Origin of the sequence: Bradyrhizobium sp. C-145 (genome assembly GCF_023375135.1) — a bacterium.
Classification (GTDB): domain Bacteria; phylum Pseudomonadota; class Alphaproteobacteria; order Rhizobiales; family Xanthobacteraceae; genus Bradyrhizobium; species Bradyrhizobium zhanjiangense.
Map to the genome: position 1 here is coordinate 2,183,736 of NZ_CP088150.1, position 22,697 is coordinate 2,206,432.

A 22,697-nucleotide genomic window follows, 5' to 3' on the forward strand; every position below is an offset into this window, starting at 1 on the left:
TTAGGCGTCGCCCCACGGGTTGAGCAGCGGCACGCCGGTAGGTTCGAAATCCCCGACGTTGCGCGTAACGATCGTCAAGCCGTGAACAAACGCGGTTGCCGCAATAAGAGCGTCGCGTTCGGCGCGCGGGTTGGGAACGTGAAGTTGGGCGCAGCGCTGCGCCACGGCCGTGTCGATGGCCAGGATTCGGTCTTCAAAGCGAGCCAGAAATTGGTTGTCGATCCAAGCGCGCAGAATGGCTCCTTGCGTGGTGTCTTTGCGCTCGATAAGGCGTGCGCCAAGTTCGATTTCGAGTATCGAGATGACGGATATGAAGAAGCTTGCCGCCGGAATTGAGCTGGCCCAGGCGGCGACGTTGCGATGAGCTTTATTTGGTCGCCTCAGTTCGGAAATGACATTGGTGTCCAGCAGAAACATCAGTCGAGATCGGCCGGCTTGAAGATCCCACTGGCAATGCGCGGCGGATCGAAATCGAAGTCCGTTCCGGCCTGCGCCAAGGCTTCGGCAAGGCTCATGTGCCCGCCAGCTAGGCGCAAATAATCTTCGATCGTCAGCAGGACATGGGCCGGGCGGCCGCGGTCCGTAATAAAGACCGGTCCCCGCGAAGCCGCTTTTTTTGCGCCGCTGGTATCGTGATTGAACTCTCGGCTGGTGAGAGTGGTCACCATTGCTTGCACCTCCTGGCCGGGGCTTCGCCGGTACAAATCTTATGTAGGCATGTTACTACATTTAAGCAGTCAACGCATTTACTGGTAGCTCGATTCCCCGCTCCATTTCAGTGAGTCCTGCTTTGGGTCTCCGCTACATTGCGGCTTGTCCCTCGCAACGCCCACATAAAATGTTCCGCTTTCACTTCCTTTCACCTCTCTTTCATCTTGCTTTCGTTTTCCGGTGTGATCTAATCAAAAACGAAAGTAGCCGCTCGATGGAACGGGCGGTCTTCGGGGGATGCGTCTGTTGGAGCGTATTTTCGACCTCGCCATTATCGGAGGCGGTGTGAACGGCTGCGGCATCGCGCGCGATGCGGTGGGCCGCGGCAACACGGTTTTCCTGTGCGAAATGAACGATCTGGCGAGCGGGACGTCGTCCTGGTCGACCAAGCTGGTGCATGGCGGCCTGCGCTATCTCGAATATTACGAGTTCCGCCTAGTCCGCGAGGCGCTGATCGAGCGCGAGATCCTCTGGGGCATCGCGCCCCACATCATCCGCCCCCTGAGGTTCGTCCTGCCGCATCACGCCGGCCTGCGCCCGGCCTGGCTGCTGCGCCTCGGCCTCTTCCTCTATGACCATATCGGCGGCCGCCACCTGCTGCCCGCCACGCGCACGGTCGATCTCCGACGCGACGAGGTCGGCCGCCCGCTGATCCCGAACCGCTACTCCCGCGCATTCGAATATTCCGACTGCTTCGTCGATGACGCCCGCCTCGTCGTGCTGAACGCGCGCGATGCCGCCGACAAGGGCGCCGAGATCCGCACCCGCACCCGCGCGACCGAGATCCGCCAGTCCGACGGCATCTGGACCGTGAGCATGGTCGACACGCTGACTGGCGCGCGCTCGTCGATCCAGGCGCGCGCGCTGGTCAATGCCGGTGGTCCCTGGGTCGAGGACGTGCTCGGCCGCGGCGCCGGCGTCAACGCGAAGGCCAAGGTACGCTTGGTCCAGGGCTCGCACATCGTGGTCAAGAAGCTCTACGACCACGACCGCGCCTACATGTTCCAGAACGCCGACGGCCGCATCATCTTCGTGATCCCGTACCAGGACGATTTCACGCTGATCGGCACCACCGACCGCGACTATGACGGCGATCCCGCCAAGGTGAAGGCGACACCTGAGGAGATCCAGTATCTTTGCGCTGCCGCCAGCGAATATCTGGCCAAACCGGTCACGCCAGAGGACGTGGTCTGGACCTATTCCGGGGTGCGCCCGCTCTATGACGACGGCGCCAGCGAAGCCAAGGCCGCAACCCGCGACTATGTGTTCGAGCTCGACACACCCGGCGGCGCGCCGCTGCTGTCGATCTATGGCGGCAAGATCACGACCTACCGCCGCCTCGCCGAAGAGGCCCTGGAACGGCTCGCGCCTTATCTTCGCAGCGCGAAAGCGCGCGAGGGCTGGACCGGCAAATGGCCGCTGCCCGGCGGCGACATGAACGTGTCCGACATCGACGGCCTGATCGCCGAGCTCCAGCGCGGCTATCCCTTCCTCAGCCACGAGCATGCGCGGCGCCTCGCCCGCGCCTACGGCACAAGGGCGATCAAGCTGCTCGGCGATGCGAAATCGGCCGCCGATCTCGGCCAGGCCTTTGGTGCGACGCTGACCGAGCGCGAGGTCCGCTATCTCATGGCCAATGAATGGGCCGTCACCGCCGACGACATCGTCTGGCGCCGGTCCAAGCTCGGCCTGCGACTATCTGCCGACGAGATCGCGGCGCTTGACGACTGGATCAGGACCCACGCCGTGCCGCAAACTCCCCTGCTGGAAGCGGGAGGGCGCTCATGACCGTGACACTCGATCACGTGACCCGGACTGTCGAAGGCGTCCCGCACATCCGCGACGTCTCGCTGACGCTCGAGAGCGGAACCCTCAACGTGCTGCTCGGCCCGACGCTGTCAGGCAAGACCTCGATCATGCGGCTGCTCGCCGGCCTCGACAAGCCGACCACGGGCAAGGTGCTGGTCAATGGCAAGGACGTCACCGGCGCCGATGTGCGCCAGCGTTCGGTCGCGATGGTCTATCAGCAGTTCATCAATTACCCCTCGCTCACGGTGTATGAGAACATCGCCTCGCCCTTGCGCGTGCAGGGCAAGCCGCGCGACGAGATCGAGGCGCGTGTCGCGGAGGCTGCAAGACTGCTCCGCCTCGAGCCGTTCCTGAAGCGCACGCCGCTCCAGCTCTCCGGTGGCCAGCAGCAGCGTACCGCGATCGCGCGCGCGCTGGTCAAGGGCGCCGACCTCGTGCTGCTCGACGAGCCGCTCGCCAATCTCGACTACAAGCTGCGCGAGGAGCTGCGCGCCGAGCTGCCGCGCATCTTCGAGGCTTCCGGCGCGATCTTCGTCTATGCCACGACCGAGCCGACCGAAGCGCTGCTGCTCGGCGGCAATACGGTGTGCATGTGGGAGGGCCGGGCGCTTCAGATGGGCGAGACCGCCAACGTCTACCGCCGCCCGCAGACGCTGCGCGTCGCCCAGGTGTTTTCGGATCCGCCGCTGAATCTCGTCGGTCTCGAGAAGAAGAACGGCTCCGTGCAATATGCCGGCGGCACGACCTCACCGGCCAGGGGGCTCTATGCAGGCCTTGCCGACGGCGCCTATCGCGTCGGCTTCCGCGCGCATCAGCTCGCCCTTGCCGATGGCGAGGCCGACCGCCACGCCTTCCATGCCACGGTGACGGTGACCGAGATCACCGGTTCGGAGAGTTTCGTGCATCTGACCCGCGACGGATTGAATTGGGTGGCGGTGCTGCACGGCGTGCATGAGTTCGAGCCGGGCCAGACCATCGATGCCGTGCTCGATCCCAATGATGTCTTTGTCTTCGACGCGGCCGACCGGCTCGTCGCGGCTCCTGGCATAGCGTTTTCAAGCGAAGTGCGTAGCGGTTCGCGTGAAGAAAACGCGTCAAACAGAAAAAGCTCTTGAGGGAGGTGCGACATGGCCCGCATTGACCTCGTCGATCTCGCGCACTCCTACGGCGGCAATGATGCCGCGCCGGATAGCTTTGCGCTGAAGCCCGTCACCATGACGTGGCGGCAGGGCGGCGCCTATGCGCTGCTCGGGCCGTCCGGCTGCGGCAAGACCACGCTGCTCAACGTCATCTCCGGCATCATCACGCCCTCGCGCGGAAGGATCATGTTCGATGGGGTGGACATCACACCGCTGTCAACCCAGAAGCGCAACATCGCCCAGGTATTCCAGTTTCCGGTGATTTACGACACCATGACGGTGGGGCAGAACCTGGCGTTTCCGCTGAAGAACCGCGGCGTGCCGAAGGCCGAAATCGACAAGCGCGTTGCCGAGATCGGCCGCCTGCTCGATCTCGAACCCTATCTGAACCGCAAGGCGACGCGGCTCACGGCCGACGCCAAGCAGAAGATCTCGCTCGGCCGCGGCCTGGTGCGTTCCGACGTCGCCGCCGTGCTGTTCGATGAGCCGCTGACGGTGATCGATCCGGAGCTGAAATGGCAGCTCCGCTCCAAGCTGAAGGCGCTGCATCGCGAGCTCGATCTCACGATGATCTACGTTACCCATGACCAGACCGAGGCGCTGACCTTCGCCGACACCGTGGTCGTCATGCATGACGGCCGCGTGGTGCAGAGCGGCACGCCGGCCGAACTGTTCGACAGGCCGGCGCACACCTTCGTCGGCTATTTCATCGGCTCGCCCGGCATGAACATCCTGCCCGCGGAGGTGAGGGGACGCGAGGCGCGGATCGGCGGCCATGTCATCGCGCTCAACCGCAGCTACGACAATCTGCCTTCGGGCGCGAAGATCGAGATCGGCGTCCGTCCCGAATTCGTCGAGGTCGTCGCGCCCGCGCCCGACCTGCTCACCGCGAAGATCGAGCGCATCGACGATCTCGGTCGCATCCGTTTCGCGCGAGCGCGGCTCGGGGACGCAAAGCTCGCGGCGCGCGCCCCTGGCGGCTTCACCAGCCCGGATGGCAACGCCGGGCTGCAATTCGATCCGTCGCATGTCCACGTCTATGCCGACAGCCTTCTGGTGGAGGGAGCCGCCTGATGGACAAGACCGTCAACCAAAAAGCCTGGTTCCTGGTGCTGCCGGTGTTCCTGGTCGTCGCCTTCTCGGCGGTGCTGCCGCTGATGACGGTGGTGAACTATTCGATGCAGGACACCTTCGGCAACAACCAGTTCTTCTGGAACGGCGTCGGCTGGTTCAAGGAGCTGCTCGATCCTTCGACCGATCTCGGCGGCCGCTTCCTCGCCTCGCTCGGCCGTAATCTGTTTTTCTCGCTGGTGATTCTCGCCATCGAGGTGCCGCTCGGCATCGTCGTCGCGCTGTCGATGCCGCGCGAGGGCTGGACCGTTGCGGCCTGCCTCGTGATCCTCGCGCTGCCGCTATTGATTCCGTGGAACGTGGTCGGCACGATCTGGCAGATCTTCGGCCGTCCGGACATCGGCCTGCTCGGCTATGTCCTCAACGCGATGGGCTTCGACTACAATTACGTCTCCAACGACATCGACGCCTGGGTCACCGTCATCGTGATGGATGTCTGGCACTGGACCAGCCTCGTCGCGCTGCTCTGCTATGCCGGCCTGAAGTCGATTCCCGAAGCCTATTACCAGGCCGCCCAAATCGACGGCGCCTCGCGCTGGGCCGTGTTCAAGGCGATCCAGCTGCCGAAGATGAACCGCGTGCTCTTGATCGCTGTGCTGTTGCGCTTCATGGACAGTTTCATGATCTACACCGAGCCCTTCGTCGTCACCGGCGGCGGGCCCGGCAACTCCACGACCTTCGTGTCGATTGAGCTCGTCAAGATCGCGCTCGGCCAGTTCGACCTCGGCAAGGCCGCCGCGCTGTCGCTGGTCTACAATCTGATCATCCTGATCGTCTGTTGGATCTTCTACACCGTCATGACCAATGCCGGCGTCGAACGCAAAGTCCAGGCGGAGAGCGAGCCGGCGGTGGAGCCCAAGCCTGTGGCTGGGCTCAAGCCCGTGCCCGCGCTCAAGCCTAAGGAAGGAGTGGCCTGATGCATTCGATCCCCGGCCGCCGCCTCGTCATGGGGCTGTTCCTGATCTTCCTGTTGTTGCCGATCTACTGGCTCGTCAACATGAGCTTCAAGACCAACAGCGAGATCGTCTCGACGATGACGCTGTGGCCGCACACCCCGACGCTGCAGCACTACAAGCGCATCTTCACCGACGAGAGCTGGTATTCCGGCTATATCAACTCGCTGGAATACGTTGTCCTCAACACCATCATCTCGATCGCGGTGGCGCTGCCGGCGGCCTACGCGTTCTCGCGTTACCGCTTCCTCGGCGACAAGCACCTGTTCTTCTGGCTCTTGTCGAACCGCATGGCGCCGGCCGCGGTCTATGCGCTGCCGTTCTTCAACCTCTATTCGGCGATCGGCCTGTTCGATACGCCCTGGGCGGTCGCGCTGGCGCACTGCATCTTCAACGTACCGCTGGCGGTGTGGATCCTCGAAGGCTTCGTCTCCGGCGTGCCGCGCGAGATCGATGAGACTGCCTTCCTCGACGGCTATTCGTTCCCGCGCTTCTTCATCAGGATCCTGGTGCCGCTGATCGCGAGCGGCATCGGCGTCGCCGCGTTCTTCTGCTTCATGTTCTCCTGGGTCGAGCTCCTGCTCGCACGCACGCTGACCTCGGTGCAGGCCAAGCCGATCGCCGCGATCATGACGCGCACGGTGTCGGCCGCCGGCATGGACTGGGGCCTGCTCGCCGCCGCCGGCGTGCTCACCATCATTCCGGGCGCGCTCGTGATCTGGTTCGTCCGCAACTATATCGCGCGCGGCTTTGCGCTCGGTCGCGTGTAAGGAGGCGAGCATGGAATCAATCGCATGGATGGCCTGGACGCTGCCGACCGCGATCTTCTTCGCCGCGCTCGCCTGCACGCTGGCCGTGATGACGTGGCTTGCCGCGGTCTATCCCGAGGCCGAGCGCGTCGGCGTACTCAGCATTCCGACCACGCGCGGCGACCGCCTGTTCATCTCGCTGATCGCGGCCGCCGTCATTCACCTCGTGTGGATCGGCCTCGTCGGCACCGATGCGATCGCCACGCTGCCGATCGGTGAGGAGGGTTTTGAGATCTCGAGCCTGTGGCTCGCGTCAGGAATTTCGCTGGCCACGGCCGTGCTCATTTTCCGCACGGTCTGAAGCTTGCGAAGGGACGGCCAGATCCGGGACCAACCCGGGCCTGTATAAAAGTTTGTCGCTGCAACGGAGGAATAACATGCGACAGTTTAGGAGAAGGAAAGGTCCATTGACCAAGAATAGCTTTCTGACCATGTCCAGCGTCGCCGCGATTGTTGCGGTGTCGTTCGCTGTCTCGGCGCCGGTTCGCGCCGCCGACGACGCCGTGATCCAGAAGTGGATCGCGGAATTCCAGCCCTCGACGCTGTCGAAGGAAGACCAGAAGAAGGAGCTGGAATGGTTCGCCAAGGCCGCCGAACCCTTCAAGGGCATGGAGATCAACGTCGTCTCCGAGACCATCACGACCCACGAATATGAATCGCAGACGCTGGCCAAGGCGTTCTCCGAGCTCACCGGCATCAAGCTCAAGCACGACCTCATCCAGGAAGGTGACGTCGTCGAGAAGCTCCAGACCCAGATGCAGTCGGGCAAGAACGTCTATGACGGCTGGATCAACGATTCCGACCTGATCGGCACGCACTTCCGCTACGGCCAGACCATCGTGCTGTCGGATTACATGACCGGCGAGGGCAAGGACGTCACCGATCCCATGCTCGACGTCAACGACTTCATTGGCAAGTCGTTCACCACGGGGCCGGACGGCAAGCTATATCAGCTTCCCGACCAGCAGTTCGCCAACCTCTACTGGTTCCGCTACGACTGGTTCACCAATCCCGACTACAAGGCCAAGTTCAAGGCCAAGTATGGCTACGAGCTCGGCGTGCCCGTGAACTGGTCCGCCTATGAGGACATCGCCGAGTTCTTCACCAACGACATCAAGGAGATCAACGGCGTCAAGGTCTACGGCCATATGGATTATGGCAAGAAGGACCCCTCGCTCGGATGGCGTTTCACCGACGCCTGGCTGTCGATGGCCGGCAACGGTGACAAGGGCATTCCGAACGGCCTGCCGGTCGACGAGTGGGGCATCCGTATGGAAGGCTGCCGTCCGGTCGGCTCCTCAGTGGAGCGTGGTGGCGACACCAACGGCCCGGCCGCGGTCTACTCGATCACCAAGTATCTCGAGTGGCTGAAGAAGTACGCGCCCCCGCAGGCGCAGGGCATGACCTTCTCGGAGGCCGGCCCGGTGCCGGCGCAGGGCAACATCGCCCAGCAGATGTTCTGGTACACCGCCTTCACCGCCGACATGGTGAAGCCGGGTCTGCCGGTGGTGAACGCGGACGGTACGCCAAAATGGCGCATGGCTCCGTCGCCGCATGGCTCGTACTGGAAGGAAGGCATGAAGCTCGGCTACCAGGACGCCGGCTCAGCGACGCTGCTGAAGTCGACTCCGGCGGACCGCCGCAAGGCAGCCTGGCTCTATCTCCAGTTCATCGTCTCCAAGTCGGTGAGCCTGAAGAAGAGCCATGTCGGTCTCACCTTCATCCGTGAATCCGACATCTGGGATAAGTCCTTCACGGAACGTGCGCCGAAGCTCGGCGGCCTGATCGAGTTCTACCGTTCGCCCGCCCGCGTGCAGTGGACCCCGACCGGCAACAACGTGCCCGACTATCCGAAGCTCGCGCAGCTCTGGTGGCAGAACATCGGCGATGCATCGTCCGGTGCGAAGACGCCGCAAGCCGCGATGGATGCCCTTGCGGCCGCCCAGGACTCCGTCATGGAGCGCCTGGAGAAGTCCGGCGTGCAGGGCGCCTGCGGTCCGAAGCTGCACAAGAAGGAGTCGGCCGAATACTGGTTCGCCAAGGCCCAGAAGGACGGCACGATTGCCCCGCAGCGCAAGCTCGCCAACGAGAAGCCGAAGGGCGAGACGGTCGACTACGACACGCTGATCAAGTCGTGGCCGGCCACCCCGCCCAAGCGCGCGGAAGCGAAGTAAGCGGCGCGTAAAGCATCATCAAGCACGAAAGGCCGGGAGCGATCCCGGCCTTTCTCCTTTTTCTGGAGTTCGGCGCGCTGTCTCCACACCGTCATTGCGAGCGCAGCGAAGCAATCCAGACTGTCGCCGCGGAAGGATTCTGGTTTGCTTCGCTGCGCTCGCCATGACGAGCCTGTAGCGCGCGCCTTCACTCCTTCCGTCTCACCAGATCCTCGATCATGGCCTGCACATGTGCAAGCCACGCCCTCCGCATCTCCTGATCGGCGAGGTCGGTCTGCATGTAGCTCGACAGCGTATAGAGGTTGGCGCGGTAGAAATAGGTCAGCGATAGGATCGACAGATAAAGGTGGAGGCGGTCACAGTCCGGCCTGAACTCACGCCGCTCGATGCCGCTCTGGAGCACGCGCTCCAGCATGCCCAGTTGGGTATTTGCGAAGCTGCGGCGGATGTTGTTCTTGACGTGACGACCCTTGAAGAGATTCTCCGTAGCGAGAATGCTCAATAGTTCCGGGTGGGCCCAATAGTAGTTCCAATTGAAGGCGACGAGTGCCGCCAGCGCCTGGCGCGGGCTGGAAAAGTCGAGATCGAGCGCCTCTTCCGACGCGACCAGATCGGCATAGCAATGCTCGATGACCTGATGAAAGAGCTTCTCCTTGCTCTTGAAGTAGTAATAGAGCATCCGGTCGTTGCTCTTGGCGGCCTTGCTGATGCGGTCGACCCGCGCGCCGCCATAGCCCTCGCGGGCGAACTCGGCGACGGCCGCACGCAGAATGGCCTCGCGGGTCTGATCGGGCGCTCGCGTCCGTCGAACCGTTGAAGCTTTTTTCCGCTTGGCTGCCCGCTTGAGGCGCGGGCCGGCCAGTGTACGGGCTGGCAGCTCTGTATCGTTGGGCATCGCGTATCCCAGGGAATCACAACCAGCAGGATGGGGCTTGCCGTTTTTTTGGCAAGCCCGCCGATTTCTTCGCCATTGACAATCACTAGCTCTTGGTATTCGCTATGTAGTAAGTACTACATACATAAGCTGGTCCCAATGGCGGGAGGCTGATATGCGCATTTTGGCTGTTGCGAAGTTCGTCGGACTTGTCCTGGCGGTGGCCTGCGGCGCAGGTCGGGCCGCAGAGCCGCCGCCGATCAGGATCGGAGATATCTCAAGCTATTCGGCCCTCCCGCTGGGGACCCGCGGCTATCGCCAGGGCTGGGAGCTCGCGCGCGACGAGATCAACGGCAAAGGCGGCGTGCTCGGCCGCAAGCTCGAGATCATCGCCCGTGACGACGCCGGCAAACCGGACGTCGCCATCACCGCAGCCGGTCAGCTCGTCGACGGTGAGCAGGTCGACCTCCTGACGGGCACGATCCTCTCCCATGTTGGCCTCGCCGTCGCCGATTTCGCAAAGCAGAAGCGGACATTCTTCCTCGCCTCACAGCCCCTGACTGACGCCCTCATCTGGGAGAAGGGCAATCGCTATACGTTCAGGCTGCGGCCGAGCACGTATACCCAGGCGTCCATCCTCGCAAAGGAGGCGGCCAAGTTCCCCGCGCGGCGCTGGGCGACGATTGCACCGAACTACGAGTTCGGTCAGGCGGCGGTGGCGAGCTTCAAGCGCGAACTGAAGCGATTGAAGCCCGACGTCGAATTCGTCTCCGAACAATGGCCGCCTCTCGGCAAGATCGATGCAGGTGCGGTCGTGCAGGCGATGATGGCGGAGAGCCCGGACGCCATCTTCAACGCGACATTCGGGGCCGACCTCGCCAAGTTCGTGCGCGAGGGGTCGACGCGCAAGGCGTTCGCAAACCGCGCTGTCGTCAGCATCCTCTCCGGGGAGCCGGAATATCTCGCGCCGCTGAGGGACGAGGCGCCGCCCGGTTGGCTGGTCACCGGATATCCCTGGAGCGAGATCAAGACCCCGGCCCATGATGCGTTCCTGCAAGCTTATGTCGCTCGTTTCAAAGAGCCGCCCAACATCGGCGCACTCATCGGCTACACCAACACGCTGGTTCTCGCGAAGGCGATCGAGATGGCCGGCTCCACCAAGACCGATGATCTGATCAAGGCGATGGAGCATCTGAAGGTCGACACGCCGGTCGGGCCGATCGCCTTCCGTGCGATCGACCATCAATCCACCATGGGCGTCTATGTCGGCAGGCTCGCAGTACGGGACGGCCAGGGCGTGATGACCGACTGGCGCTATGTCGACGGCGCCGACTACCAGCCCGCCGACGCCGAGGTGATGGCCAAGCTCAAGAACTAGAGGTGCCGCATGAACCTGCTTGCTCCCCGCAACACTTGGTACCCGCTGACGTGGTCGCGCAACGTCACGCGCACGTTGTCGCGCCACCGCATTCTCGGCATGGACCTTGTCGTCTACCGCAGCGAAGCGGGCGGCGTCGTTGCGCTCGACGACGCATGCCCACATCGATTGGCGCCGCTGTCGATGGGCAAGCTCAAGGGCGATGCAATCGAGTGCGGCTATCACGGAATGACATTTGGGGCCAACGGGCGCTGTGTCCGGATTCCGGGGCAGTCGATGATCCCGCCGAATGCACGGGTGTCGTCCTATCCGCTCAGGGAGAAGATGGGACTGGTCTGGATCTGGCCCGGCGATCCCGCGCTCGCCGACCCGTCGCGGATTTATGATCTGCCGCAATACGGTCAGAACGACTGGCATGCGGCGGAAGGAGACGCTCTTCGAATCGAAACCAACTATCTCAACCTCGCCGACAATCTCTGCGATCCCGCGCATGTCAGCTTCGTCCACCTGTCGACGCTCGGCAATTCGGCCAGCGAAGACATTCCGGTCGAGCACACTTTTTCCGAGGATGGCGTTCTGGTGTGGCGGTGGATCAGGAACGCGCCGCCGATCCCGCTGTTCGCCAAGTACGGCAATTTCGCCGGCAATGTCGATCGCTGGCACTATTACGACTATATCGCGCCCTGTATCGCGGTGATCGATTTCGGCAGCGCGGACGTAGGCAAGATCGTCGATGCCACAGACCGGGGCAGGGGGTTGCGCATCTTCGCATGCCACTTCATCACGCCGGTCGACGATCACATCTGCATCGATCACTGGCTTCATATTCGCAATTTTGCGCTTGACGATGCCGATGTCGATCAGCGCCTGCACGCCGATTTCCGTATCGCCTTTAACGAGGACAAGGAGATTCTGGAGCGCATCGAGGAGGTCGTGCAGGCGCGCCCCAATGCCAAGACCATCCGCCTCGCCATCGATGCCGCCCCGCAGCGCATGCGTCGCATCGTGGAACGCATGGTGACTGCAGAAACTGAGACACGCGCATTGGCGTGAGTCTGCCGGCAGGTACAGGCCGGGTGCAACCCCGACCTTCTTTGTTGGTGAGCGCACCCTGCAACCGCGCCGTCATTGCGAGCGCAGCGAAGCAATCCAGAGTCTTTCCGCGGAGCCAGTCTGGATTGCTTCATCGCCAGCGCAAAATTGCTTCGCAATTTTGTCGCGAACTCCTCGCAATGACGAGCTTGTGGCACAAGCGTCCCACACATTCGGTGTCATCGCCCGCGAAGGCGGGCGATCCAGTATTCCAGAGACGGTCGTGATTGAATCGAGAAGATGCGGCGTACTGGATGTCCCGCCGGAGCCCGCCATCGGGCTCGCCGGAGGCGAGACCCGGTGGCGGGGCATGACAGCGTATGCGCCTTACTCCGCCGGCTCCGCCGCCAGCGTCGGGTAATCCGTGTACCCCTTGGCGCCGCCGCCGTAGAATGTGGCCTTGTCCCAATCGTTCAGGCCTACGCCCTGCTTCAGCCGCTCGACCAGGTCGGGGTTGGAGATGAAGGGCTTGCCGAAGGCGATCAGGTCGGCAGCGTCCGCGTCCAGCACCTTGGTGGCGAGATCGAAATCGTAGCCGTTGTTGGCGACGTAGGCGCCGGCAAAGCGCTTGCGCAAGGATGCATAGTCGAACGGCGCGATGTCGCGCGGACCGCCGGTGGCGCCCTCGACCACGTGGAGATAGACCAGCTTGAGCGCGCTGAGACCGTCGACGATGTGATCGAACAAGGCTTGTGGGTTGGAGTCGGAGAGGTCGTTGGCCGGCGTAACCGGCGAGATGCGGATGCCGGTGCGGTCGGCGCCGGCCTCAGTTGCAACCGCCTTGGAGACCTCGAGCATCAGCCGCGCGCGGTTCTCGATCGAGCCGCCATAGGCATCGGTGCGCTTGTTGGCGCCGTCCCGGGCGAACTGGTCGAGCAGATAGCCGTTGGCGCCGTGGATCTCGACGCCGTCGAAACCGGCTTCGAGCGCATTCTTCGTCGCACGCTTGAAGTCGTCGATGATCCCCGGAATTTCGGAGACCTCGAGCGCCCGCGGCTCCGAGACGTCGGCGAAGGTGCCGTTCACGAATGTCTTGCCTTTGGCGCGGATCGCGCTCGGCGCCACCGGGGCTGCGCCATTCGCCTGGAGATCGACATGCGAGATGCGGCCGACATGCCAGAGCTGGATGAAGATCTTGCTGCCGCGCTCATGCACGCGATCGGTGACCTTGCGCCAGCCGGCGACCTGGTCCTTGGAATAGATGCCGGGCGTGTCCTGGTAGCCCTGACCTTGCTGCGAGACCTGGCTCGCTTCGGTGATCAGAAGCCCGGCGGAGGCGCGCTGGCTGTAATAATCGGCGGCGAGAGGGCTGGGCACGAACGTGCCGGGCGCGGCACGGTTGCGCGTCAGCGGCGCCATCACCAGGCGGTTGGCCAGCGTGATCGGGCCGAGCTTGTAGGTCTCAAACAATTTGGTCGGACGGCTCATGGGGAATGTTTCCAGGCAATGAGAGGTCACGAACACTTGTGCATCGCGACATCAGGCGCAAGGGCGGAGCCATACTCAAACTGCAGGCGAGCTACGCGGCAAGGCCGCGTAGCATGATTCATGTGCAATTTCGGCCACGGCAGGGAAATTCCGCTACGCGGCCGTGCGATTTGGCAAATCAGTTCGCGCCGAGGAAATCGCGTTTGCCGATCTCGACGCCGTTGTGGCGCAAAATACCGTGGGCGATTGCGGCGTGGAAATAGAAGTTCGGCAGCGAGAACGCGCTCAGGAATTGCTGGCCCTTCATGGTGATGGATTTGTCCGGACCGGCCGGGAAGGTGACGTCCTTGACGTCGGCACCTTCGAACTGCTCGGGCTTGAACGACTTCACGTAGTCGATCGTCTTCGCCAGCCGCTGCTTCAATTCCGCGAAGCTGATCTCCGTGTCGGGCGTCGACGGCACCTCGCTGTGGGTCAGCCGCGCGCAGCCCTTGGTGGCGAAATCGCTGACGAGCTGGATCTGCTTCGACAGCGGCAGCATGTCCGGGAAGAGGCGGGACCCGAGCAGGACGCCGGGGTCGATCTTTTTGGCCGCGCAATGCGCCTCCGCCTTGGTGAGCAGGCCGGTGAGGCTATTTAGCATTTGCAAATAGGCGGGGACGACGGCGTCGTAGAAGGACATGTGATGCTCGCTGTGATGGTGGAAAACCTCAGGAGAAAACCTGAGCCACTCACATGGGAACGTCATGGAAAAATACAATCGCGGAAGCGGCTTGTGCGATGCGAAAATTCTCTCACACCGTCATCGCCCGGCTTGATGTTCAGCCCGGGGACATGACCGACGGGTGTTCGGGGACATAGCCGACACATCATAGTGCAGGGATTTGGCGGTAAAGGAGGCCAAGTCCATGCCCTGGCGAGAGGTGTCGGTGATGGATCAGCGGCGGGAGTTCGTGCGGCTTGCGATGCAGGAGGGAGCGAACCGGCGGGAGCTCTGCCGGCGGTTCAATATCCATCCCGACACGGGCTACAAGTGGCTTGCACGATGGCAAGCGGATCAGAATGTCAACGACCGCTCGCGCCGACCGCATGCGAGCCCGGGACAGACCGATTGCGAGCTCGAGGCACGTATTCTCGCGGTGCGCGATGCCCATCCGGCATGGGGAGCTCGCAAGATAGCTCACTGCCTGGAGCGCAATGGTTTGCGTTCGCCAGCAGTCTCAACAGTTCATCAGATCTTGCGTCGGTCTGGCCGCATCAAGCCTCCGATCGGCGGCCCGATGGCAAGCCAGCGTTTCGAGATGCCGGCCCCCAATCTGTTGTGGCAGATGGACTTCAAAGGCTGGGTTCGGCTCGGCAATGATACCCAGTGCCATCCTCTGACGGTGGTGGATGACCACTCCCGCTATGATCTGTGTCTGCAGGCCTGTGCCGATCAACGCACAGATACCGTGCGCAGCCGCCTGGAGAAGACCTTTCGCCACTACGGGCTCCCGGAGGCCTTCTTCGTCGACAATGGTTCGCCCTGGGGTGATCCTTCCGGCGAGCGATGGACACGGTTCTCGGTGTGGCTGCTCAAGCTTGGCGTCGCCGTCATCCGCAGCCGCCCATATCACCCGCAAAGCCGCGGCAAGAATGAACGATTCCACCGCACCCTCGCGGCTGAGGTGTTCGCACTGCGACAGTTCCGCGATCTCGCAGAGACGCAGCGTGCCTTCGACGCCTGGCGGGAAGTCTACAACTTCGAACGGCCACACGAGGCGCTCGGACAACAGGTCCCGGCCAGTCGATATCGGCCCAGCCAGCGACCAATGCCCGATCGATTGCCACAGGTCGAATACGACAGCCATGAGATCGTGCGCCGCGTCTCCACGACCAAGGCCTATGTCAGCTTCAAGGGACGTCTGTGGAAAGTGCCACAGGCCTTCCGTGGCGAGCGCCTCGCCATCCGCCCCTCGGCAAACGATGCGCAATACGGGATCTTCTTTGCCGCCCACCAAATCGCTATCATCGACTTGGCGAGCGGAGAAAGTGTCGGCTATGTCCCCGAACACCCGTCGGTCATGTCCCCGGGCTGAACACTTGACCGGGCGATCCAGTACGGCGAGACGGCTGTGGCTGAACCGATGGGCTGCGGCGTACTGGATGCCCGCTTTCGCTGGGCATGACAGCGGATGGACCGCTATCGCAACACACCCGCTGGCTGCGCCTGCGCCGTGCCGCCGCGCATGCGTGCCAAGAGCTCCGCGGTCGGCCAGGAATCGGCCGGCAGGCCGTATTTGATCTGCATCGCCTTCACCGCGGCGCGGCTCTGCTGGCCGAGCACGCCGTCGACCTTGCCGACATTGAAGCCGGCACGTACCAGCAATTGCTGCAATTCCTTGAGCTCGTTGAACGGCAGCTGCGCCACCGGCGTCATTGGCTTGCGCATTGGCGGGGCGCCAGCGATGCGCGAGGCGAGATAGCCCGCGGTGGTCGAATAGATCAGCGAGTTATTCCACTCGGTGTAAGCCGCGAAATTCGCATACGCCATGAAGGCTGGTCCAAAGCGCCCCATCGGCAGCAGCACGGACCCCGCGAGATTGTCATTCGGCAGTGGCCGTCCGTCGGGATAGGTCACCCCGAGCTGGGCCCAGGTCGAGCGTGGCTCTCGCACCGTGAGATCGGTCTTATCCCACGGCAGGTTTTGCGGCACCTTGATCTCTTCCAACCACGGCTCGCCGCGCCGCCATTTCAATCCATTGGCGATGTAATTCGCGGTCGAGCCGATCACGTCGGGTCCCGAGCGCAGCAGGTCGCGCCGCCCGTCGCCGTCATAATCGACCGCGTAGTTGACATAATGCACGGGCAGGAATTGCGTCTGCCCGAGCTCGCCGGCCCAGGAGCCGATCATCTCGTCGGGATGCAGATCGCCGCGGTCGATGATCTTCAGCGCGGCGATGGTCTCGTTCACGAACATCTCGGAGCGGCGGCAATCATACGCGAGCGACACCAGTGATTTCAGCGTCGGCAAATTGCCCATGTTGGCGCCGAAGTCGCTCTCCAGCCCCCCGAAGGCGGCGATCACGGCCGGCGGCACGCCATATTCCTTCTCGGCGCGCGCGAATGCGGCCGCGTATTGCTTGATGTGCTGCTGTCCGTTCTGCATGCGGTAGGATGCGGCCATGCGGCCGGCAAATTCGGTGAAGAGCTGACCGAACACGCGCTGGCCGCGGTCGCGATTGACGATGCCCTGGTCATAGACGAGATACGGCGAGGCTTCCGCGATCGTGCGCTGCGACACGCCGGCGGCCACCGCCTGTTGCTTCACGTCGGCCAGGAAGCGATCGAAGCTCGCGCCATTGTGGCACGATGCCGCGCGCGGCGAGGGCGCCTTCGGCGCCACGGGCTTGGCGGGCGTTGGCGCGAACTGGGCGGAGGCAGCAAAGGAGCACGCGACGAGAGCAATGGTCGCGATCGCACATCGGGTCAGGAGCATGAGGTTTCCGGAGGGGAGGAGGAATCTGCCGCAGTCTAAAGGAATGAAAGCGGCCGAGCCATTCCCTTCGTCAGTCCGGGCCCATTGGGTGACCCCGAATGACCTCTTCCCACAATAGCCGCGGCCCCGCGACGCACCTTGAAACCTTGCACCCGGGCCGGGGTCATCCCTACCTCAGGCTTGCCGGCCTGCAATGCCTCCAGCGGCGCGGCCGCGCCAGGAGACGGCCATGAACTATCTTCGTACCGCAATGCTGCTCGCAGGCCTCACTGCCCTGTTCATGGGCGTGGGCTATCTGATCGGCGGTGCCTCGGGCGCCATGATCGCGCTCGTCATTGCCGCCGCGACCAATCTCTTCACCTACTGGAACTCCGACCGCATGGTGCTCTCGATGTACGGCGCCCACGAGGTCGATCGTGCCAGCGCGCCGGAGCTGGTCGGTCTCGTCGCCGAGCTTGCCGGCCGCGCCGGCTTGCCGATGCCGCGCGTGTTCCTGATGGACGAGCCGCAGCCCAACGCGTTCGCGACCGGACGCAATCCCGAGAACGCCGCGGTTGCCGTCACCACGGGCCTGATGAACCAGCTCAGCCGCGAGGAGCTCGCCGGCGTGATCGCGCATGAGCTCGCGCATATCAAGAATCACGACACGCTTCTGATGACTGTTACCGCGACCATCGCCGGCGCGATCTCCATGCTGGCGCAGTTCGGCATGTTCTTCGGCGGCAATCGCGACAACAACAATGGTCTGGGCATCGTCGGCTCGATCCTGATGATGATCCTCGCCCCGCTCGGCGCCATGCTGGTGCAGATGGCGATCAGCCGCACGCGCGAATATGCCGCCGACAATCTCGGCGCGCGCATTGCGGGACAGCCGATGTGGCTGGCGTCCGCGCTGGTGAAGATCGAGGGCGCCGCGCATCAGGTGCCGAACTTGGAAGCCGAGCGAAACCCCGCAACCGCGCACATGTTTATCATCAATCCACTGTCGGGCCACGGCGTCGACAATCTGTTCGCCACCCATCCCTCGACCCAGAACCGCATCGCGGCGCTTCAACAGCTCGCGGCCGAGCTCGGCGCGCAGGCGCCGTCGGTCGGCGCCAACGAGAACTATCCGCCGCGAAGCCCGTGGGGCCGCTCCTCTCCTTCACGTGGTCCTTGGGGCTGACGCGGAACCGGCTGGAATTTGCGCCAGGCTTTGTGACCTGGCGCACACAAATTCCCCGGCGCCGGTGTTAACACCCCGGCGAGACCATTTCTTCGAAAGGGGATGCGTGGCCGGACCTCAGCCGGCCAGCGTCGAAGATGACCAGAGCTGCCGTACCATTGCTGATCGTCCTTTGCGTGCTCATTGGGCTGTCCACGCACATGGTCGTCAATTGCGGCGACGAGGACGATCCCGACATCTGCTCGGCCGTGATCGGCTTCTCGCCGCTGCGCGGCTCGCTGATCGCCTTCGCCTATGAAGGGCGCGGGCGGACCGCGCTGCGCCACGGCGACCTCAGGCGGGCGATCGCCGATTTCGACGAGGCCATCCACCTCAATCCCAACCGCGCCTCACTCTATCGCGACCGGGCGCTGGCGCGCCGGCAGAACGGCGACCTCGAGCTTGCCATCGCGGATTATGACGAGGCGATCGCGCATGATCCGAAGCTCGCCGCGCCCTATCACCAGCGCGGTCTCGCGCTCGCCGCCAAGGGCGATCTCGACCGTGCCATCCTGAGCTACAGCACCGCGGTCCGCCTCGATCCCTCGGATGCGCAGGCCCGCCTCGACCGGGGCTTCGCATTCCTCGCCCATGGCCAGACCGACGATGCACGTGCCGATTTCGAAGCCACGCTGGCACTGCCGCCCGGCAAGGACGCCCGCACCCGCGAAGCCGCGCGCGCCAAGCTCGCCGAGCTTTCGAATGTCGAGCCGACCCGGCTCGCCGCGCCGAGAAGGTGAGATTGTCGTGAGACTTCGCTGCCTTCCCTCTCCCCTTGCGGGAGAGGGTGGCTCGCCGCGATAGCGGCGAGACGGGTGAGGGGTATCTCTCCGCGCGCGAATCTCTTGCGGCTGAACTTGCGGAAACAACCCCTCATCCGGCGCCATAGCCGATGCGAAGTATCGGCGTTCTCAAGAACGGCGGCCGAAGGCCGCCTATGCCACCTTCTCCCGCAAGGGATAAGCGCCGCGCCTTACTTCGCCTTCTTGGCTTTTGCCTTCTTCGCCTTGGCAGCCTTCTTCGCCGGCTTCTCTTCCTTCGCCTTCTTCTCCACCTTGGCCGCAACCGGCGTGCTGGCGGCGAGGCGCATGGCGCGGGCGTAGCTGTCGGCGACGTTGTCGGCGGACATCTGCAGGCGCTTGGCGGCGGCGGTGGCCTGCTCCAGGGTGGCCTTGGCCATCATCTTGAAGCGGTCGCTGGTCTCCTTGCCCTTGGCCTTGGCCGCAAGGCCGTTGAAGCGATCCCGCCGCTCCTTGGCGCGGGTCATCAGGCCCGTATGCAGCTGTCTGGCCAGTTGCCGGATCACGACATCCAGGTCGGCGTCCGCCATGTTGTTCTATCCCCTTCGAAAACGGTATCGATGCGGGCGGGACTATGCAGATCGAGCCCCGCCTTGGCAATTGCCGCCTGCGCGTCATCCGCAGCTTCCGGCTGACAAAACAAAAAAGCCGCGCATTTCGCGCGGCTCTGATGTGGTCTGGCGCAGGACGCGCGACGTCTGCCTCACTTCAGCGAGGCGACCGGACCGCTCGAGGCTGCCGGGTCGGGATCGAAGCCGAACACGCCGACCAGATATTTGTAATAGTCCGGCATCTTCTCCTTGAGCGTCTCGCGCGACTTCGGATCGTGGAATTCGCTCTTTCCGGAGAGGAAGATGCTCGCGGTCACGGCAAAGAACTCCATGGGATTCTTCAGCGCATAGGATTCCTTGGGCAGCAGGTCCTTGGACTTGGCCAGGGCATAGTAGGCGATCACGCCCTTGTTGGCGTAGCCGTCCGGCAACAGCCGCGCGTGATAGGCGTGCAGCAGCTCGTGCAGCAGCACGGCCTCCTTCTCGTAACGCATCATGTCGGGCCGCAGCATGATCACGCCGAGGCCCGAATCGACCGCGAGATCGATGGCATTGGGATTGGTCCAGCGCTGCTTGCCGGGGTCCCAGACCGTCAGCGTCCGGGGCGCGCTGCGCTGGATGTCCGGCGTGACCCGGCCGTAGCACGCGGTCGCGGCACCTTCGTCGAGGCAGGCCAGCTCGCTCGCGACGATCGGAACGGTGTGGAAGAAGCGCAGCACGCGCGGCGACAGGCCGACGCCTTCGACGACGTCGATCTGGCTCTTCAGATTGTCGGTGAGCTTGTCGACATCCTTGCGGTCGCGATTCTCGGACAGGTCGAACATGTAGCCGCGGTAGCTCTGGAAGCCTGGCGGCAGCGGCTGCGCTGCGTCAGTGGACGCATCGAGCGATCCGGCAATGGATGGATTGGCGAAGAGCGCGCCGACGATGGTTGCGGTCAGCAGCAACGCAATGCGCATGATGAACCCCCTGATCTCACTTCGCCGGCAGGATAGGCCACCGTTGTTTGCGAAAAGTGAGTGGGGCAAGACTAAGGCACCGATGTTGAGGCGTGCTTAATCCTTGGTTGCAGATCGTGGAGGCGGATTAGGGCGGGGTTAACCAAGCGTGGATTGGCGGCGCGCTTCGGCGTAACATCCGCTTCGGGCACCGGGCCCTCACATCAGTAGCCGGAAGGAGGATGCCATGTATGCCGCCATCCGTCAGGCCAAGGCGAAAAGCGGGAGTGCGGAAGAGCTGGCGCGCCGCATCAAGGACGGCGCCGTTCCGATCATCAGCGACGTCGACGGTTTCCGCGCCTATTACGTCGTCTATGCCGGCGACGACACGGTGACCGCGATCTCGATCTTCGACAAGTTCGAGCAGGCGGAGGAGGCGAACCGGCGCGCGATCGCCTGGATCGAGAAGGATCTGGGGCCGCTGCTCGCCGGCGACGCCCGCGCCGTGGCCGGGCCGGTGATCGTGCATACGCTGGCGTGATTTAAGCGCGAGCTATGTCCCCAACATCGTCCTGGCGAAAGCCAGGACCCATTACCCCAGGGAGTAGTTGTGGCGCGAGATCGTAGTGACGCCAAACTCGATCTTGGGGTAATGGGTCCTGGATCTGCGCTTCGCTTGTCCAGGACGACGGTGGTGTGTGGTGCACGCTTGCCATCGAACACCCCTCACAACTCCCGTGCATTCGAAAACGCAAACGAACTCACCCTTCTCGTCGTCTCGTCCAGGATCAGCGTGCGCGTGATCGGCGGCTCGGCGCGCTGGGCGCAGTTTTCGCGCTCGCAGAGACGGCAGTTGACGCCGATCGGCGTGCCTTCGGTCTTCTCCAGGTCGATGCCCGCGGCGTAGGTCAGGCGCGCGGCGTGACGGATCTCGCAGCCGAGGCCGATGGCGAAGCGCGGCTGTGGCAGCGGATGCGGCGCGACCGGGCGGCGCACCATCTGCGCGATCGAGAAATAGCGCGTGCCGTCGGGAAGCTCGATCACCTGCTTGAGCAGGCGGTCCGGCGTGTCGAAGGTCGAGTGCACGTTCCACAAGGGGCAGGTGCCGCCGAATTTCGAGAACGGGAACGTGCCTGACGAGAAGCGCTTCGAGACGTTGCCGGCATTGTCGACACGGAGCAGGAAGAACGGAATGCCGCGCGCGTTCGGCCGCTGCAATGTCGTGAGGCGATGGCAGACCTGCTCGAAGCCGGAATTGAAGCGCTGCGCCAGCACGTGGATGTCGTAATTGAGCGCCTCGGCCGCGGCGAGGAATGCCGGGTAGGGCATCATGACAGCGGCTGCAAAGTAATTGCCGAGCGTGATGCGGAACAGTCGCCGCGGCGCGTCGTCGAGCGGGCCGGATCGACCGATGATGGTCTCCAGATGCTGCGCGCATTCACCTAGGCCCAGCTGGAAGGCGAGCTGGAACGCGCGGCCGGGCGGGTCGACCAGCTCGGAGATCAGGAGCTGGCGGCGGTGGCGGTCGAACCGCCGGAGTGTCTCGCGCATCACGTCGACGGGCATGATGCGGGTCTGGATCGAATGCTTTTCGCGCAAGCGCGCGGCCAGCGCCGCGTAGAGCCCTTCGGCCGGCACGTTCAACTCGTCGCGAAGAGTTTCCGCGGCCTGCTCCAGCTCCGGGAAATAGTTGCGGTTGGCCTCGATCAGCTCGCGCACGCGCTCGACCGGATTGGCCTCGTAGCGCGTGCCGACGTCGCGGTCGGCCATTTGCGCCGCCGCCAGCGTCTCGCCCTGACGTGCCTCGGTATAGGCCGCATAGAGCCGTTGCAGCGCATGGGTCACGCCCGGGCAGAGCTCGGCGAGGTCGCGCAGCTCCTGCTTGGGAACGTCGATCTGGCGGAACAACGGATCGGAGAAGATCTCGTTGAGCTCGGCAAAGAAGCGGTCCTCGTCGGCGGTGGCGAGGTCGCGCAGGTCGAGGTCATAGGTCTCGGCCAGCCGCAGCAGGATCTGCGCCGTCACCGGGCGCTGGTTGCGCTCGATCAGGTTGACATAGCTCGGCGAGATCGAGAGCCCTTCGGCGATCTGGGTCTGCGACAGCCCCAACTGCTGCCGGATGCGCCGGAAGCGCGGACCGACGAAGAGTTTCTTGCCGGAATCGGCGGCCATTTCAGGTCTCCGTGTACATCAAGGACAGTCTCGTTGACCTAAATTCTTAACAGCAT

22 protein-coding genes are annotated in these 22,697 nt (G+C 63.6%); 13 read left to right on the top strand and 9 right to left on the bottom strand.

From position 1 onward, the window contains the following. Positions 1-417: a type II toxin-antitoxin system VapC family toxin gene (locus LRP30_RS09995; RefSeq protein WP_249760210.1), complete on the bottom strand. Its 417-nt coding sequence runs from the start codon at positions 415-417 to the stop codon at positions 1-3. Beyond that, a complete protein-coding gene (locus LRP30_RS10000) occupies positions 417-668 on the bottom strand; it encodes a type II toxin-antitoxin system prevent-host-death family antitoxin (protein ID WP_249760211.1) in 252 nt (83 codons plus the stop codon). Before LRP30_RS10000 ends, LRP30_RS09995 begins: the two co-directional genes overlap by 1 nt. Positions 669-948: 280 nt before the next feature. On the opposite strand from LRP30_RS10000, the gene glpD reads away from it, so the two are divergent. The 7 genes from glpD to LRP30_RS10035 all read left to right on the top strand — a co-directional run bounded on the left by glpD (position 949) and on the right by LRP30_RS10035 (position 8,726). After that, positions 949-2,499, top strand: a complete 1,551-nt coding sequence (gene glpD / locus LRP30_RS10005) for a glycerol-3-phosphate dehydrogenase (protein ID WP_249760212.1) — start codon at positions 949-951, stop codon at positions 2,497-2,499. Next, entirely contained in the window at positions 2,496-3,635 is a 1,140-nt protein-coding gene (locus LRP30_RS10010) for an ABC transporter ATP-binding protein (protein WP_249760213.1), read from the top strand. Before glpD ends, LRP30_RS10010 begins: the two co-directional genes overlap by 4 nt. A gap of 12 nt (positions 3,636-3,647) precedes the next feature. Beyond that, the gene (locus LRP30_RS10015; RefSeq protein ID WP_249760214.1) at positions 3,648-4,733 is read left to right on the top strand and encodes an ABC transporter ATP-binding protein; all 1,086 of its coding nucleotides are present in this window, start codon (positions 3,648-3,650) and stop codon (positions 4,731-4,733) included. Beyond that, positions 4,733-5,707, top strand: a complete 975-nt coding sequence (locus LRP30_RS10020) for a sugar ABC transporter permease (RefSeq protein ID WP_128935648.1) — start codon at positions 4,733-4,735, stop codon at positions 5,705-5,707. The genes LRP30_RS10015 and LRP30_RS10020 overlap by 1 nt, the downstream gene beginning before the upstream one ends. After that, positions 5,707-6,513 (top strand): carbohydrate ABC transporter permease, encoded by an 807-nt coding sequence (locus LRP30_RS10025; protein ID WP_128935647.1) that lies wholly within the window; start codon positions 5,707-5,709, stop codon positions 6,511-6,513. The genes LRP30_RS10020 and LRP30_RS10025 overlap by 1 nt, the downstream gene beginning before the upstream one ends. Positions 6,514-6,523: 10 nt before the next feature. Further along, positions 6,524-6,853, top strand: coding sequence for a DUF2160 domain-containing protein (locus tag LRP30_RS10030; RefSeq protein WP_128935646.1), 330 nt, complete (start codon positions 6,524-6,526; stop codon positions 6,851-6,853). 130 nt (positions 6,854-6,983) lie between these two features. Further along, the gene (locus tag LRP30_RS10035; RefSeq protein ID WP_164934424.1) at positions 6,984-8,726 is read left to right on the top strand and encodes an ABC transporter substrate-binding protein; all 1,743 of its coding nucleotides are present in this window, start codon (positions 6,984-6,986) and stop codon (positions 8,724-8,726) included. Between the two features lie 187 nt (positions 8,727-8,913). On the opposite strand, the gene LRP30_RS10040 is transcribed toward LRP30_RS10035, so the two are convergent. Further along, positions 8,914-9,621 (bottom strand): TetR/AcrR family transcriptional regulator, encoded by a 708-nt coding sequence (locus tag LRP30_RS10040; protein WP_249760215.1) that lies wholly within the window; start codon positions 9,619-9,621, stop codon positions 8,914-8,916. A gap of 154 nt (positions 9,622-9,775) precedes the next feature. On the opposite strand from LRP30_RS10040, the gene LRP30_RS10045 reads away from it, so the two are divergent. Both LRP30_RS10045 and LRP30_RS10050 read left to right on the top strand, forming a co-directional pair. Continuing rightward, positions 9,776-10,978, top strand: a complete 1,203-nt coding sequence (locus tag LRP30_RS10045; protein WP_249760216.1) for an ABC transporter substrate-binding protein — start codon at positions 9,776-9,778, stop codon at positions 10,976-10,978. Between the two features lie 9 nt (positions 10,979-10,987). Next, a complete protein-coding gene (locus LRP30_RS10050; RefSeq protein ID WP_249760217.1) occupies positions 10,988-12,031 on the top strand; it encodes an aromatic ring-hydroxylating dioxygenase subunit alpha in 1,044 nt (347 codons plus the stop codon). Between the two features lie 366 nt (positions 12,032-12,397). Here LRP30_RS10050 and LRP30_RS10055 read toward each other — a convergent pair whose 3' ends face one another. Together LRP30_RS10055 and LRP30_RS10060 are read right to left on the bottom strand one after the other, a co-directional pair. Further along, positions 12,398-13,498, bottom strand: coding sequence for an alkene reductase (locus LRP30_RS10055; protein WP_249760218.1), 1,101 nt, complete (start codon positions 13,496-13,498; stop codon positions 12,398-12,400). Positions 13,499-13,676: 178 nt separating this feature from the next. Beyond that, positions 13,677-14,180, bottom strand: coding sequence for a DUF1993 domain-containing protein (locus tag LRP30_RS10060; RefSeq protein ID WP_249760219.1), 504 nt, complete (start codon positions 14,178-14,180; stop codon positions 13,677-13,679). A gap of 226 nt (positions 14,181-14,406) precedes the next feature. On the opposite strand from LRP30_RS10060, the gene LRP30_RS10065 reads away from it, so the two are divergent. Beyond that, the gene (locus tag LRP30_RS10065; RefSeq protein WP_128936665.1) at positions 14,407-15,576 is read left to right on the top strand and encodes an IS481 family transposase; all 1,170 of its coding nucleotides are present in this window, start codon (positions 14,407-14,409) and stop codon (positions 15,574-15,576) included. Positions 15,577-15,680: 104 nt separating this feature from the next. Here the strand turns inward: LRP30_RS10065 and LRP30_RS10070 are convergent, their stop codons facing one another. Continuing rightward, the gene (locus LRP30_RS10070) at positions 15,681-16,976 is read right to left on the bottom strand and encodes a lytic murein transglycosylase (RefSeq protein WP_249760220.1); all 1,296 of its coding nucleotides are present in this window, start codon (positions 16,974-16,976) and stop codon (positions 15,681-15,683) included. Between the two features lie 229 nt (positions 16,977-17,205). On the opposite strand from LRP30_RS10070, the gene htpX reads away from it, so the two are divergent. Both htpX and LRP30_RS10080 read left to right on the top strand, forming a co-directional pair. Next, positions 17,206-18,141: a zinc metalloprotease HtpX gene (gene htpX / locus LRP30_RS10075; protein WP_128938072.1), complete on the top strand. Its 936-nt coding sequence runs from the start codon at positions 17,206-17,208 to the stop codon at positions 18,139-18,141. A gap of 137 nt (positions 18,142-18,278) precedes the next feature. After that, positions 18,279-18,920, top strand: a complete 642-nt coding sequence (locus LRP30_RS10080) for a tetratricopeptide repeat protein (RefSeq protein WP_249760221.1) — start codon at positions 18,279-18,281, stop codon at positions 18,918-18,920. 233 nt (positions 18,921-19,153) lie between these two features. On the opposite strand, the gene LRP30_RS10085 is transcribed toward LRP30_RS10080, so the two are convergent. Both LRP30_RS10085 and LRP30_RS10090 read right to left on the bottom strand, forming a co-directional pair. Continuing rightward, on the bottom strand, positions 19,154-19,510 hold the full coding sequence (locus LRP30_RS10085; RefSeq protein ID WP_091898092.1) for a hypothetical protein: 357 nt from the start codon (positions 19,508-19,510) through the stop codon (positions 19,154-19,156). A gap of 173 nt (positions 19,511-19,683) precedes the next feature. Beyond that, positions 19,684-20,490 (bottom strand): hypothetical protein, encoded by an 807-nt coding sequence (locus LRP30_RS10090; protein ID WP_249760222.1) that lies wholly within the window; start codon positions 20,488-20,490, stop codon positions 19,684-19,686. Between the two features lie 226 nt (positions 20,491-20,716). Here LRP30_RS10090 and LRP30_RS10095 point away from each other — a divergent pair, with 226 nt between their 5' ends. Beyond that, positions 20,717-21,010 (top strand): antibiotic biosynthesis monooxygenase, encoded by a 294-nt coding sequence (locus LRP30_RS10095; protein WP_249760223.1) that lies wholly within the window; start codon positions 20,717-20,719, stop codon positions 21,008-21,010. A 185-nt stretch (positions 21,011-21,195) separates the two neighbouring features. On the opposite strand, the gene LRP30_RS10100 is transcribed toward LRP30_RS10095, so the two are convergent. After that, positions 21,196-22,641, bottom strand: a complete 1,446-nt coding sequence (locus LRP30_RS10100; protein WP_128935633.1) for a short-chain fatty acyl-CoA regulator family protein — start codon at positions 22,639-22,641, stop codon at positions 21,196-21,198. Between the last annotated feature and the right edge of the window lie 56 nt (positions 22,642-22,697).